Source organism: Gracilimonas tropica DSM 19535 (assembly GCF_000375425.1).
In the GTDB taxonomy this organism is placed as follows: domain Bacteria; phylum Bacteroidota; class Rhodothermia; order Balneolales; family Balneolaceae; genus Gracilimonas; species Gracilimonas tropica.
The window spans coordinates 1-13,882 of sequence record NZ_AQXG01000009.1; the positions used below are offsets into that span (position 1 = coordinate 1).

Annotated in this window: 11 protein-coding genes and 1 tRNA gene; all 12 read left to right on the top strand. The window is 43.8% G+C overall.

Going from position 1 to position 13,882, the window contains the following annotated elements; all coding sequences use genetic code 11:
- A partial coding sequence (locus tag B151_RS18760) for an EF-Tu C-terminal domain-related protein (RefSeq protein WP_020404068.1) occupies positions 1-354 on the top strand: 354 nt, incomplete at its 5' end.
- A gap of 65 nt (positions 355-419) precedes the next feature.
- Positions 420-492 (top strand) — tRNA-Trp (locus B151_RS0112925).
- Between the two features lie 16 nt (positions 493-508).
- On the top strand, positions 509-691 hold the full coding sequence (gene secE, locus B151_RS0112930; protein ID WP_020404069.1) for a preprotein translocase subunit SecE: 183 nt from the start codon (positions 509-511) through the stop codon (positions 689-691).
- Positions 692-693: 2 nt separating this feature from the next.
- The gene (nusG, locus tag B151_RS0112935; protein WP_020404070.1) at positions 694-1,248 is read left to right on the top strand and encodes a transcription termination/antitermination protein NusG; all 555 of its coding nucleotides are present in this window, start codon (positions 694-696) and stop codon (positions 1,246-1,248) included.
- Positions 1,249-1,322: 74 nt separating this feature from the next.
- Positions 1,323-1,754 carry a 50S ribosomal protein L11 gene (rplK, locus tag B151_RS0112940; protein ID WP_020404071.1) on the top strand — a complete coding sequence of 144 codons (432 nt, stop codon included), beginning with the start codon at positions 1,323-1,325 and terminating at the stop codon, positions 1,752-1,754.
- 12 nt (positions 1,755-1,766) lie between these two features.
- Positions 1,767-2,465, top strand: a complete 699-nt coding sequence (gene rplA, locus B151_RS0112945) for a 50S ribosomal protein L1 (protein ID WP_020404072.1) — start codon at positions 1,767-1,769, stop codon at positions 2,463-2,465.
- A gap of 16 nt (positions 2,466-2,481) precedes the next feature.
- Positions 2,482-3,003, top strand: a complete 522-nt coding sequence (gene rplJ / locus B151_RS0112950) for a 50S ribosomal protein L10 (protein WP_020404073.1) — start codon at positions 2,482-2,484, stop codon at positions 3,001-3,003.
- 51 nt (positions 3,004-3,054) lie between these two features.
- Positions 3,055-3,432, top strand: a complete 378-nt coding sequence (gene rplL, locus B151_RS0112955; protein ID WP_020404074.1) for a 50S ribosomal protein L7/L12 — start codon at positions 3,055-3,057, stop codon at positions 3,430-3,432.
- A gap of 157 nt (positions 3,433-3,589) precedes the next feature.
- Positions 3,590-7,405, top strand: coding sequence for a DNA-directed RNA polymerase subunit beta (gene rpoB, locus B151_RS0112960; RefSeq protein WP_020404075.1), 3,816 nt, complete (start codon positions 3,590-3,592; stop codon positions 7,403-7,405).
- Between the two features lie 30 nt (positions 7,406-7,435).
- Positions 7,436-11,752, top strand: a complete 4,317-nt coding sequence (gene rpoC, locus B151_RS0112965; RefSeq protein ID WP_020404076.1) for a DNA-directed RNA polymerase subunit beta' — start codon at positions 7,436-7,438, stop codon at positions 11,750-11,752.
- A 117-nt stretch (positions 11,753-11,869) separates the two neighbouring features.
- A complete protein-coding gene (locus B151_RS0112970) occupies positions 11,870-12,469 on the top strand; it encodes a hypothetical protein (protein ID WP_020404077.1) in 600 nt (199 codons plus the stop codon).
- A 195-nt stretch (positions 12,470-12,664) separates the two neighbouring features.
- Complete coding sequence (locus B151_RS0112975) at positions 12,665-13,864, top strand: hypothetical protein (RefSeq protein WP_020404078.1); 1,200 nt, start codon at positions 12,665-12,667, stop codon at positions 13,862-13,864.
- Positions 13,865-13,882 lie beyond the last annotated feature (18 nt).

Genomic DNA, 13,882 nt, shown 5'->3' on the forward strand with positions numbered 1-13,882 from the left:
CTTCTTCGAGGAGTAAACAAGGAGCAGCTGCAGCGCGGAATGGTGCTGTGTAAGCCGGGTTCGATCACTCCGCACAAACAATTTGAGTGCGAGGTGTATGTATTGAGCAAGGATGAGGGAGGGCGTCACACGCCGTTCTTCAAAGGCTACCGACCACAGTTNTATTTCCGTACCACCGACGTGACCGGCTCTTGTGAGCTTCCCGATGGAGTGGAGATGGTAATGCCGGGCGATAATGTGAAGCTGAGCGTTTCACTGATTCAGCCGGTAGCGATGGAAGAAGGGCTGCGATTTGCCATCCGTGAAGGCGGGCGAACCGTAGGTGCCGGAGTTGTAACTAAAATCCTTGATTAAGAGATTACCTTAATAAAGGCCAGTGCAGAGAGCAGTCGGTTTCCGTCTGCTCTTGTGCGCTTTATACGGGTGTAGCTCAGTTGGCAGAGCACTGGTCTCCAAAACCAGGTGTCGGGAGTTCGAGCCTCTCCACCCGTGCAAACAAAGATATCATATGAGTAAGATTAACAATTTTTTTGACGGTGTTGTAAAGGAGTTTAAGAAGGTATCCTGGCCAACTCAAAAGGAACTGATCGATAATACTATCATCGTGGTAGTGTTTTCTATTATTATTTCAGTTTTCATTTTTGGAGTGGATCAACTTTACAGCACGATCTTAGAAGCTATCTACAACTGATAATGAGTAAAGAACTAACGCATGATTGGTATGTGGTACGCTGCTTTTCCAGTCATGAAAAAAAAGTAAAAGAGTTTCTTGAGCGAGAGATTGAAGACCAAGGTTTAGAGGATAAGATTGTAGAAGTTCTGATACCTACCGAAACCGTTGTTGAGATCCGCTCAGGGAAAAAACGTACTCGAGAGAAGAATTTTTTTCCGGGATACATTCTTTTGAATACTCATTATGACGAAGAAGTAAATAATTTAGTACAAAGCGCACCATCCTGCCTTGGATTTTTGAAGTCAGGAAATGAAACGGTGCCATCTCCACTGAAACCGCATGAGGTCAAGCGCATCATAGGCCGTGTGAAGGATGGTGGAGAAGAAGCACGGAACATCGAAATTCCGTATAGCGAGGGAGACCTGGTTAAAGTGATATCCGGTCCGTTCAAAGATTTTGACGGAACTGTTCAGGAGGTAAATCCTGAGAAACTCAAATTGAGGGTGATGGTCAGTATTTTTGGCCGTAAAACACCGGTTGAGGTTGATGTTAGCCAAGTTGAGTCCGCTACCTAAAAGAACCTAGTTGATGCACACTAGCTATTACGCAAATTAAACTGAAGTTATTAATTATAGGATCCTGAGAATCCATGGCTAAAAAAGTTGACAAAATCCTGAAGCTCCAGATCGTTGGGGGGCAGGCAAACCCTGCGCCACCTGTAGGACCGGCACTCGGTCAGGCAGGAATCAACATTATGGAGTTTTGTAAAGCCTTCAACGCTAAGACTCAGGACAAGGCCGGAACTGTTGTTCCTGTTGAGATTACAGTTTATGCTGACAAGTCTTTTACATTCAAAACAAAGACTCCTCCAGCTCCTGTTCTTCTCAAGAAAGCAGCGAAAATCAAGTCCGGATCGGGTGAGCCAAACCGAAATAAAGTAGGAATGGTTACCTGGAGCCAATGCAAAGAAATTGCACAAGAAAAGATGGAAGACTTAAATGCGTTTGACGTCGAAGCTGGTGCGGAAATGATTGCAGGAACGGCTCGCAGTATGGGTCTTAGAGTAAATCGCGAAAAGTAAGGAATTGTGATCATGGCAAAAAGAGGAAAGAAATATCAACAGGCCGTGGCACTCGTTAATCCAGAGGTGGAATATACTTTGGAAGAAGCGTGCGATCTGGTTAAAAAAACATCTGTTGCGAACTTTGATGAATCTATTGATGTAGACATTCGGCTGGGAGTTGATCCCCGTCATGCTGATCAAATGGTTCGGGGAACGGTGAGCTTGCCTCACGGTACCGGAAAAGAAGTACGTGTTTTAGCTCTCGTTAATGAGGCTAAACAAGATGAAGCCAGAGAAGCTGGTGCCGACCATGTTGGTCTTGATGATTACATCGAAAAAATTGAAGAAGGGTGGGCAGATATCGACGTGATAATTGCTACGCCCGACGTAATGGGAAAACTCGGTAAGCTTGGGCGCTTTTTAGGGCCCCGCGGACTGATGCCTAACCCCAAAAGTGGAACTGTAACAATGGATGTGGCTGATGCTGTTAAAACAGTAAAGGCCGGACAGATCGATTTCCGTGTTGATAAAACCGGAATCCTTCATACTTCCATTGGTAAATCAAGTTTTAATGCAAGTGACCTTAAGGATAATGCTGAAGCATTTTTCCGAACCGTTATGAGCTTAAAACCAGCTTCCGCAAAAGGGCTGTATGTGAAAAGTGTTTTCATAAGCAGCACAATGGGACCAAGCATCCCAATAAGCAGAACCGCAGTAACATCCCTATAATAGGAGGAATTGAATTATGCCTACTGCAGAAAAGCAAGCAGTTTTAACCGAAATAGCCGAAAAACTGAAGAGTTCCAGTGCACTGTATGTCACTAACTACTCAGGCATGTCGGTATCAGAAGTTAATGAACTGCGTGGTGCATTTCGTAAGGGAGATATTCGCTTCAAAGTATATAAAAACAAGCTCATGAAGCTCGCTATGGAAGAAGTTGGGGGTTATGATGAAATCATCCCCGAATTGTACGAGCAAAATGCGTTTGCGTTTGTTGAAGAAGAATTAGCCGCACCCGCCAAGGTATTAAAAGAGTTTATCAAGGATCATAACAAGCCACAGTTTAAGGCCGCTATTGTAGATGGTGATTTCTACGGCGAAGATAAACTGGATGCTCTCGCAGCAATGAAGTCTAAGAACGAGATCATCGGCGATATCCTTGGTCTGTTGATGGCCCCACTATCAAATGTTATTGGTGGCCTTAACTCTCAAGGCTCTAACCTTGTTGGCGCAATTAATACCATCGCTGAAAAAGGCGAAGAATAACCCTTATTTATCAACTAGAATTTTTTATATCTAAAACAACTGGAGAAAAAAATGGCTGACGTTAAAGAATTAGCTGAACAGCTTGTCAACCTTACAATCAAAGAAGCAAACGAACTTGCTAAAGTTCTTGAAGAAGAATACGATATCAAACCTGCTCAAGCTGCTGTTGCAGTAGCTGGACCTGCTGGCGGCGGAGAAGCCGGTGGTGGTGAAGAGCAAACTGAGTTTGACGTAGTTCTTAAAAGCGCTGGTGCTAAGAAAATTGCCGTTATCAAAGAAGTACGCGGCATCACTGGTCTTGGCTTGAAAGAAGCTAAAGAATTGGTTGACGGAGCTCCCGGTACCGTTAAAGAAGCTGTTTCTAAAGAAGAAGCAGAGGACATTAAGTCCAAGCTTGAAGAAGCTGGTGCTGAAGTAGAGCTTAAGTAACTCTTACTTACATTTTCGTTGGTAGCCAATGCCGTGAAAACGGTATTGGCTATTGGCGTCTTATAGAAATTGACCTCATTATCAATAAGATATTTATGAGGTTTGCCCATATCATTTACCTTCAATCTAAGAGGAGAGGTTCCTTTTGAGCAAGAAGATGCAAACTATTCCGAACACGAACCGCCTGTCGTTTGGTAAAACCAAGCACGTTCTTGACTATCCTGATTTTCTGGATATTCAGTTAGAGTCATTCGAAAAATTCGTACAGCTTGATATTGCTCCCAACGAGCGAGAAAATCAAGGCCTGCAACGGATTTTTAATGAAAATTTTCCAATTCAAGACAGCCGCGAAACACACATCCTTGAATTTCTTTATTACAATGTGGATGTGCCCCGTTACACTGAATCCGAATGTCAGGATCGCGGTCTGACTTACTCGGTTCCGCTAAAAGCAAAATTAAGACTGTCTTCCGTAGATGAAAGCGATGAAGCCAGTGAAACCATTGAACAAGAAGTATTCCTCGGAGATCTTCCCTGGATGACCAATCGCGGAACTTTTATCGTGAATGGCGCTGAGCGCGTTATCGTAAGCCAGCTTCACCGTTCACCAGGTGTGTTCTTCGGACAAAATGTACACCCCAACGGTACACAATTATATTCAGCCCGGGTTATTCCTTTTAAAGGATCATGGATCGAATTTACCACAGATATTCGTGACGTACTTTGGGCTTATATCGACCGTAAGAAAAAAGTACCAGCCACGACATTACTTCGTGCGCTTGGTTATTCTTCTGACCTTGAGCTACTTGGCCTATTTGAGCTTTCTGAAGAAATTAAGTTTGGCTCAAAAGATAAGTACAACAAAGAGCTTGTAGGCAAGCGCCTTGCAGAGAACATTGTTGTAGAGAATATGGAAGAAGTGGTTGATGATGAGACCGGCGAAGTGACTGAAGCACTGAACCGTGAGATCATCTTTGAACGTGATCATGAACTGACAGAAGATGATTACGGCTCATTGAAAGAAGCCGATGTCAAAAAAGTGCTTGTTCAGAAAATTACTTCTGAAGAGTCTGAGCGTTCTGTTATGATGAATACGCTTCGTAAAGATCCAACTTATGACGAATCTTCTGCGCTTGGCGAAATTTATCAGCAGATCCGTTCCGGGGAAATGCCTGATCCGGAAACGGCACGTTCCATTCTTGAACGACTTTTCTTTAGCGACAAGAAGTATGATCTCGGTGAAGTTGGGCGCTACCGACTGAATAAGCGATTGAAACTGGATCAGGAAAATACCCTCCAGTATCTCACTAAAGAGGATATTGTTGCGATCATAAAAGAGGTGATCCGACTGAAGAACATGAAATCTCAGGTAGATGATATTGATCACTTGAGTAACCGACGTGTACGAACCGTGGGTGAGCAGCTTGGACAGCAATTTGCGATCGGTCTTGCACGTATGGCGCGAACCATCCGCGAGCGTATGAACTCTCGTGATGCTGAGCAGCTGACTCCACAGGATCTTGTGAATGCACGTACCATTTCGAGTGTGATCAATACCTTCTTTGGTACCAACCAGCTTTCTCAGTTTATGGATCAAACCAACCCAATCGCTGAGTTGACGCACAAGCGTCGTATGTCGGCATTGGGACCAGGTGGATTGACTCGGGAGCGAGCAGGTTTCGAGGTTCGTGACGTTCACTACACACACTATGGACGTCTTTGCCCGATTGAAACTCCTGAAGGTCCAAACATTGGATTGATCTCATCTCTTTGTGTTCACGCCAAAGTAAATGATTTTGGTTTTATTGAGACTCCTTACCGAAAAGTGAAAGACGGTAAGGTGACCAAAGATGTTGAGTATCTTGCAGCTGAGCAGGAAGATGAGACTGTTATTGCACAGGCGAATGCCGAGATCGATGACAAAGGTCAATTTGAGACCGATGCGATCTTTTCCAGAACTCGTGAGGGTAACTACCTGCGTGTGAAGCCTGATGAAATTGAATACATGGACGTTGCTACCAACCAGATTACTTCGCTGGCGGCAGCACTCATTCCATTTATTGAACATGACGATGCCAACCGTGCTTTGATGGGGTCGAACATGCAGCGTCAGGCTGTTCCGTTATTACGCCCGGAAGCTCCTGTAGTGGGAACCGGATTGGAGCAGCGTGCAGCTCGTGATTCTCGTGCTATCATTTCTGCTGAAGGAGATGGCGAAGTAGTATATGTAAGTGCTACTGAGATCAGAGTTAAATACGACCGTACCGAAGAAGAGCAAAATTGTTACTTCGACGGAGGTATTAAGACCTACACTCTTAATAAGTTCATCCGAACTAACCAGGATACGACGATCAATCAGCGTCCTGTTGTTAAGATCGGAGATAAAGTGAAAGAAGGTCAGGCACTTGCTGATGGTTGTTCTACTGATAAAGGGGAACTCGCCCTTGGACGTAACCTGTTGGTGGCTTTCATGCCATGGCGCGGTTACAACTTTGAGGATGCCATTGTAGTTAGTGAGCGCATCGTTCAGGAAGATATTTATACTTCCATTCACGTAACGGAGTTTGAACAACAAGTTCGTGATACCAAGCGTGGAGAAGAAGAGCTGACGCGTGAGATTCCAAACGTAAGTGAGGAAGCAACTGCTAACCTTGATGAGCGTGGAATTATCCGTGTGGGTGCTAAGATCGAGCATGGAGATATTCTGGTAGGTAAGATCACTCCGAAAGGTGAAACAGATCCTACTCCGGAAGAGAAATTACTTCGTGCGATCTTCGGTGATAAAGCAGGTGATGTGAAAGATGCATCATTGAAAGTACCACCGGGTGTAGCAGGAACGGTTATTGATACGAAACTCTTCAGCCGTAAGCGTGATGAATTAGTTTCCCGCAAAGAAGAGAAGAAACGCGTTGAACAAGAAGAAGAAAGACATGCCCAAAAAGTTGCTGAATTGAATCAGCAGTGGGCTGACAAGATGTATTCTCTGCTTCGCGATAAAACTTCTCCGGGCGTACTCAACTACAGTAATGTTGAGCTCATTCCGAAAGGAGAGAAGTACAAGAAATCAGTATTTGAAGAATTAGATCCGGTAAACATCAACGAAAATATTGATTGGGCCACCGATGGTGAACTCGTCAAGAAAGTGAAGAAGTTGTTTGCCAATTATCGTGAACTTCGCCGAGAGATCGATACCGAAGCAAAACGTCGTAAATTTGCCATTCAGGTAGGAGATGAACTTCCTCCGGGAATCATCCAAAAAGCTAAAGTTTATGTTGCGAAAAAACGTAAGCTGAAAGTGGGTGATAAGATGGCCGGTCGTCACGGAAACAAAGGTGTTGTTGCCAAGATCGTACCGGTTGAGGACATGCCATTCATGGAAGATGGAACCCCGGTTGACATTTGCCTCAACCCGCTGGGTGTACCTTCCCGTATGAACCTTGGTCAGATTTACGAGACCATTCTTGGATGGGCCGCTAAGAAATTGGGTGTAACATTTGCATCTCCAATTTTTGACGGTGCTTCTATGGATGAAGTTCGAGAGAAACTAAGAGAAGCCGGACTACCGGAAGATGGTCGAGTGCAGTTATATGACGGCCGTTCCGGAGATCCATTCGCACAGAAAACAACCGTAGGTTATATCTACATGCTTAAACTGAATCACTTGATCCAGGATAAGATGCATGCCCGATCTATTGGTCCATATTCATTGATCACGCAGCAGCCATTGGGTGGTAAAGCTCAGTTTGGTGGCCAGCGACTCGGTGAGATGGAGGTTTGGGCACTGTATGCGTATGGTGCATCCAGCATTCTCAAAGAAATGCTCACTGTGAAAAGTGATGACGTTAAAGGGCGCTCAAAAGTTTACGAGGCCATCGTTAAAGGTGAAAACCTGCCTGATGGTGACGTGCCCGAATCATTTAAGGTATTGCTCCGTGAGTTGATGGGGCTCGGCCTTGAAATGCATATTGAATAATTTCACTGTTAATAATTTGGAGGAACATCCTTGCCAGTAACTAAGACATTAACAGTCACCAAAGATTTCGACAGCATCGGAGTATCCCTTGCTTCCGCGGAAACGATTTTATCTCGTTCTCACGGCGAAGTCTTGACTCCCGAAACAATTAATTACCGAACCTTTAAACCGGAGATGGACGGTCTTTTCTGTGAAAAGATCTTCGGCCCGGTTAAAGATTATGAATGCCATTGTGGTAAATACAAGCGTATCCGCTATAAGGGAATTATCTGCGACCGTTGTGGTGTAGAGGTTACCCGAAAAGCCGTACGCCGTGAACGAATGGGGCATATTACCCTAACCGTTCCTGTATGCCATATTTGGTATTTCAAATCTCTTCCTAATAAGATCGCTTACCTGCTTGGAATGAGTTCCAAGAACCTGGATAAGATCGTTTACTATGAGACTTTTGTGATCATCAATCCGGGTATTGCCCGTGACCTTGGTTACGCTCAGGGCGATATGATCTCTGAAGAAGAGAAATGGGACATTATTGAACAACTGCCTGAAGATAATCAGGAACTCGACGACGACGATGAGGATAAATTCATTGTTAAAGAAGGTGCTGAAGCTCTTGAAGCCCTTCTCGCAGATCTTGACCTTGACGAACTCGCCTATCAGTTGCGCTATGAAGTGAAGCATGAGACTTCTCAGATGCGTAAGAAGAAAAAACTGAAGCGACTTCAGGTTATTGAATCTTTCCGTGCAGCCAACAAGCATACTGAAAACCGTCCCGAGTGGATGGTACAGAGTGTAATTCCGGTTATTCCACCAGAATTACGTCCGTTGGTGCCTTTGGAAGGTGGTCGTTTTGCAACATCTGACCTGAACGACCTTTATCGTCGTGTGATCATCCGTAACAATCGCCTGAAGCGATTGATCGATATCAAAGCTCCTGACGTGATTCTCCGAAACGAGAAACGCATGCTGCAGGAAGCGGTTGATTCACTCTATGATAACTCAAGAAAATCAAACGCAGTACGTAATAACAACCGACCACTGAAATCACTTTCAGATATGCTGAAAGGTAAGAGTGGCCGTTTCCGTCAAAACCTTCTTGGTAAGCGTGTTGACTATTCCGGCCGTTCTGTAATTGTGGTAGGACCCGAGCTGAAAATGCATGAATGTGGTCTGCCAAAAGAAATGGCGGTTGAGCTCTACAAACCATTCATTATTCGACGCTTGATAGAGCGCGGATATGTGAAGACGGTGAAGAGCGCCAAGAAAGTAGTTGACCGACGTGATGCCGTTGTATGGGAAGTGCTCGAGAATGTAATTGACGGACACCCCGTACTCCTAAACCGTGCACCAACTTTGCACCGTTTGGGTATTCAGGCATTCCAGCCGGTACTTATTGAGGATAAAGCCATCCGCTTGCACCCGCTCGCATGTACAGCTTTTAATGCTGACTTTGACGGTGACCAGATGGCCGTTCACCTTCCATTGAGCCACGATGCCATTCTTGAAGCATCGGTGCTGATGTTAGGTTCACACAACATTTTAGCTCCTGCCAACGGTGGACCGATCGCAGTTCCATCACAGGATATGATCTTGGGTCTGTATTATCTGACCAAGCCAAATGATGGCTGCTTAGGTGAAGGCAAGAATTTTGCATCACCGGCTGAGGTATTGGTTGCATTTGACCAGGGTAAACTGGATGCACACGCCAAGATCAACGTTCGAATTCCTGTTGTAAATGAGGAAGGAGAACAGTCATACGAAGTAATTAAGACCTCAACCGGTCGTGTGATCTTTAATGAGATCGTTCCGGAAGAGATCCCGTTCATCAACAAGACACTTGGTAAGAAAGAGCTGAGAAGTCTGATTGGTGAAATTCATGACAAAGTTGGAACAGCGAAGACATCAGCTTTCCTCGATGACATGAAAAAAATGGGATATGAGGAAGCCACTATCGGTGGACTTTCTTTCAGCTTGGATGATATCATCATCCCTGATGCGAAAGAAGAACTCATTACCAAGGCCAAAGATGAAGTTACTGACGTTCAGGGCCGCTACGAGATGGGTTTCATTACCGATAACGAGCGTTATAACCAGGTAATTGATAAGTGGACATCCACAACCAACCGTGTTTCTGAAACACTGTTTCAGGCACTGGCTAACGACCGTAACGGGTTCAACCCGGTATACATGATGGCCGATTCTGGTGCTCGTGGATCGAAAGAGCAGATCAGACAGCTGGGTGGTATGCGTGGACTGATGGCGAAGCCTCAGAAAAGTTCTATGCAGCAGGGTAATGAAGTTATTGAGAACCCGATCCTCTCCTCTTTCAAAGAGGGACTGACCGTTCTTGAGTACTTTATCTCTACGCACGGTGCTCGTAAAGGTCTTGCCGATACCGCTCTGAAAACGGCTGATGCCGGTTACCTAACCCGACGATTGGTTGATGTTTCACAAGATGTGATCATTAACGAAGTGGATTGCGGTACGCTGCGTGGTATTAAGATGACAGCGCTGAAAGACAATGAAGACATTATTGAAAGTCTTGAAGATCGTATTCTTGGACGTGTATCACTCCATGATATCTACGATCCGATTTCAGACGAATTAATATGTGAAGCCAACCAGGTGATCGATGAAACGGTTGCTGGTAAGATCGCTGAGACTTCTATCGAAGAAGTTGAGATCCGTTCGGTACTGACGTGCGAAACTCCACGCGGAGTGTGTGCGAAATGTTACGGACGTGACCTTGCTCGCGGAACCATGGTTGAGAAAGGAGAGGCCGTAGGTGTTATCGCTGCTCAGTCTATTGGTGAACCCGGTACACAGCTTACACTTCGAACCTTCCACGTGGGTGGTACAGCTTCTCGTCTGGAGGCTGAATCTCAGCACAAGACCAAGTTTGAAGGTAAAGTTGAATTTGAAAACGTTCGCGTTGTGGTTTACAACGACGGTGAAGAAGACCACAATGTGGTACTTTCACGTGCCGGTGAGATCAAGATCGTTGATGACGAAGGTACGGTACTTATTACTTATAACGTGCCTTACGGTTCTGAGATGTTGGTTGAAGATGGCGATATGGTTCCAAAAGGAGCAGTGCTCTGTAAGTGGGATCCGTATAACGCGCTGATCTTCTCTGAAATTGACGGTACTATTGAGTACAAGGATATCATTGACGGCGTTACGTCTTCTGAAGATACCGATGCTCAAACCGGTCACCGTGAAAAAGTGATTACCGACTCCAAAGATCGTTCGTTGGTCCCAACCATCATGATCAAAGGAAGCAAAGACCGAATTCGGGAAACCACACTTCCGGTAGATACACACATCGTTGTTGACGATGGCGAGAAAGTAGAAGCCGGTCAGGTAATCGCGAAGATCCCTCGTGTGGCATCCAAGTCTAAGGATATCACCGCCGGTCTGCCGCGTATTACTGAGCTGTTTGAAGCTCGTTCCCCAAGTGAACCTGCCGTTGTTTCTGAAATTGACGGTATTGTTGAAATGGGTGGCCGTAAGCGTGGTTCTCAGGAAGTATTTGTGAAGTCGAAAGACGGTACGGATGAGAAGAAATATCTGATCTCGCTCAGTAAGCATATCCTGGTTCAGGCCAACGATTATGTGAAAGCAGGTCAGCCACTTTCTGACGGTACCATCCCGGCTCAGGATATTCTGAATATTCTCGGTCCTTATGCAGTACAGTCGTATCTCGTGAATGAAATTCAGGAGGTTTACCGACTGCAGGGTGTGAAGATCAATGACAAGCACATTGAGACTATTGTACGCACCATGATGCAGAAGGTAGAGATCACCGATCCGGGCGACACTATGTTCCTCGAAGGTGATAAAGTAGATCGCTTTGAAGTGAACGACCGTAACGATGAGCTGATTGGTAAGTTTGTAGTAACAAACCAGGGTGGATCTGATCTTAAGAAAGGAACCATCCTTGATCGTCGTGAAGTACGAGATCATAACAATCAGTTGATCAAAGACGGTAAAGAAGAGCTCGAAACCCGTGAAGCAGAGCCGGCTATTTCCAAGCCTATTCTGTTGGGTATTACGCGAGCTGCTCTTTCTACCGATAGCTGGTTGTCAGCTGCTTCCTTCCAGGAAACTACGAAGGTACTTACTCAGGCTTCTATCGAAGCTAAGAAAGACTTCCTCCGCGGACTCAAAGAGAACGTGGTTGTGGGTCACAAAGTACCGGCCGGTACCGGACTCCGGGACTACGACGACATCGTGGTTGGATCCAAAGCCGATATGGAAGAAGGAGACGAAGAGATCGCCAAAGTATTTGAAGAACTTGGCGGTAGCGAAAACGGTGAAAGCGAAACCGCTGAAGCCGAAGACTAAGATCTCGCCTTCGTTTACCGAAGTCGCTTAGAAAAATTAAAAGCCCCTTGCATGATAAATGTAAGGGGCTTTTTTTATGTCTATGTCTAATCAATAATTAGAGTTAGGGGTGCATTTATGAATACAAGAATGGAATATTATACGCTATGGTATTTGAACCAGTGGCTAAAAAATGAAAGAAAGATTCACCAAATGATTAATTCAAAATCAAAAGAAGAGAGACTTAAGGGTGTCAGAAAAGGTGCTTCTTTCTTTGGGGTTGCTAGAACAATACCTAAGGAACCAGAGAAGAAAAAAGTACGGTATCAACCATTCTTAGAGATTATAGACAAATATGGGTTTCAGGATATTAAAGAAAAGAATCTAGTAGGATTCTTAGAAGGCGTGCATAAAGAATTGGCTAACTTCTATGGTACTAATATGGTTTCTGCTACTTCAAAAATATTATGGTTAAAGTTTCGCTCACCTGTTATTATCCTTGATAGTCAAGCAAAAAAAGCATTGTCTGTTAAAGAGACTAACTATTCAAATTTCGTAAGTGAATGGAATAAAATATACAAGAAGAAAAAGAATGAAATTGTCGAAGCCTCCAGTAGGTTGTCTTGTGTTTCAGAATATATTATAGATTCTGATTCTGACATAGAAAAAATCACTAAGCAAGAATGGTTTTATCAAAGAGTTTTTGACATTTATTTGTGGCATATAGGATCAAACTAGTCCTAACATTTCTCCTCGTTCCGAACGGCTCGTTCGGAATGCCTGCCTGAACCTCCGGTTCAAACCTAGCACCCAAGTTATTGATAGCCAGAACTCCTGATCTAAATTTGCTATTGAAAAAGTTATAGGTTTACACCTTATAAGAAATTGATTATCCTTCCATTAGAAGAAAAAAATATTCCAAAATAATAGGTAATGATCGGATACAGTGGTGGAGTCAAAAATTTTATAATTGGAATAATTACGCTGTTTTTTCTGGCAACTCAGGGATATTCGCAGGGTTATACATCCCCAATATCCTGGCATCACACAGTTTATGAAACACGTATTTCAGCACTAGGTCAATCTACCGCTGCTTTAGATAATGGTACGGCCTATCAGTTAAATCCTGCTATACCTTTAGAACGTGGTATTCTGTACGCATCAAGTTTTCTTGAACCCGCTAGTACTTTTGAATCCTTTATAGTGCCCGAGGGAGCCAAACTTTATAGTCCTGCCTTAGGTTTTTCGATTGGAAGATTTTCTTATTCTGCAATGTTTGATTATACAACCTTTACCTCATCCGATGTCTTTAACAACGAAACGGATGAAATTTCAAACAGCTTACTTAGGTTTAATATCGGATATCAGCTGAAGGGAAAATTTTCTTTAGGTCTGGGATATATGTATAGTTCGTATAAATCACCTGTAAGAACTATTGGAGGAACTGAATATGGAGGCAATGCAAAAGCATGGGGAATAAATATTGGAGCTTTTTTCAAGGATAAGCTTGAAACAAAATATTTGCAATTCAATCCGGGAATTGGGTTATCTATTAATAATCTCAGCAATGGCTTCAATTATGAAAATGATTACAGCGAAGAAGAAAACCTACCTGGTCAAGTACGATTGGGATTTGGGTTTGATGTCTTAACTAACAGGTCTTTCCTTGATAGATCGTTATTGGGTTTTGGAGTATACACTGGATTTAGTAAATATCTTGCAAGAGTGGTTTATGATGAGGAAAATCAAAAGGGAATTGCTCCAAGTGGCTACAAGACATTATTTACGGGCTGGAGCAGTTTTGAAAGATTTAACGGTTCCCAAATGGAAGAAATATCGTTGGGACAGCAAATCTCGAGCAGTATTGGGCTTGAATTATATTTTTTAGAAACACTTTATTTCAGATATGGAATAGTGGGAGGTTCAGATTTATGGATCAGGCCACAGCATGGTTTTGGTGCTGAATTGGATTTCTTTTATGTAACATTTTCAGTCTCTCACCAAGAATATCATTCGTCAGATGAATGGCTTGCACAGGACAGTTCAACATTCTATCAGGCTAAGATTAAAATTCCAGTAGATGGAAAATATAGAGATACTTTACTGGGAAGATTGATGAATTGGAAAAGGTAATTCTAACGCTATTCAGTC

What these genes read in the sequence shown, in the direction of transcription:
- rplK (WP_020404071.1), top strand. Translation starts at nt 1,323, where the DNA reads ATGGCTAAAAAAGTTGACAAAATCCTGAAGCTCCAGATCGTTGGGGGG.
- rplJ (WP_020404073.1), top strand. Translation starts at nt 2,482, where the DNA reads ATGCCTACTGCAGAAAAGCAAGCAGTTTTAACCGAAATAGCCGAAAAA.
- rplL (WP_020404074.1), top strand. Translation starts at nt 3,055, where the DNA reads ATGGCTGACGTTAAAGAATTAGCTGAACAGCTTGTCAACCTTACAATC.
- nusG (WP_020404070.1), top strand. Translation starts at nt 694, where the DNA reads ATGAGTAAAGAACTAACGCATGATTGGTATGTGGTACGCTGCTTTTCC.
- rpoB (WP_020404075.1), top strand. Translation starts at nt 3,590, where the DNA reads ATGCAAACTATTCCGAACACGAACCGCCTGTCGTTTGGTAAAACCAAG.
- B151_RS0112975 (WP_020404078.1), top strand. Translation starts at nt 12,665, where the DNA reads ATGATCGGATACAGTGGTGGAGTCAAAAATTTTATAATTGGAATAATT.
- rplA (WP_020404072.1), top strand. Translation starts at nt 1,767, where the DNA reads ATGGCAAAAAGAGGAAAGAAATATCAACAGGCCGTGGCACTCGTTAAT.
- secE (WP_020404069.1), top strand. Translation starts at nt 509, where the DNA reads ATGAGTAAGATTAACAATTTTTTTGACGGTGTTGTAAAGGAGTTTAAG.
- B151_RS0112970 (WP_020404077.1), top strand. Translation starts at nt 11,870, where the DNA reads ATGAATACAAGAATGGAATATTATACGCTATGGTATTTGAACCAGTGG.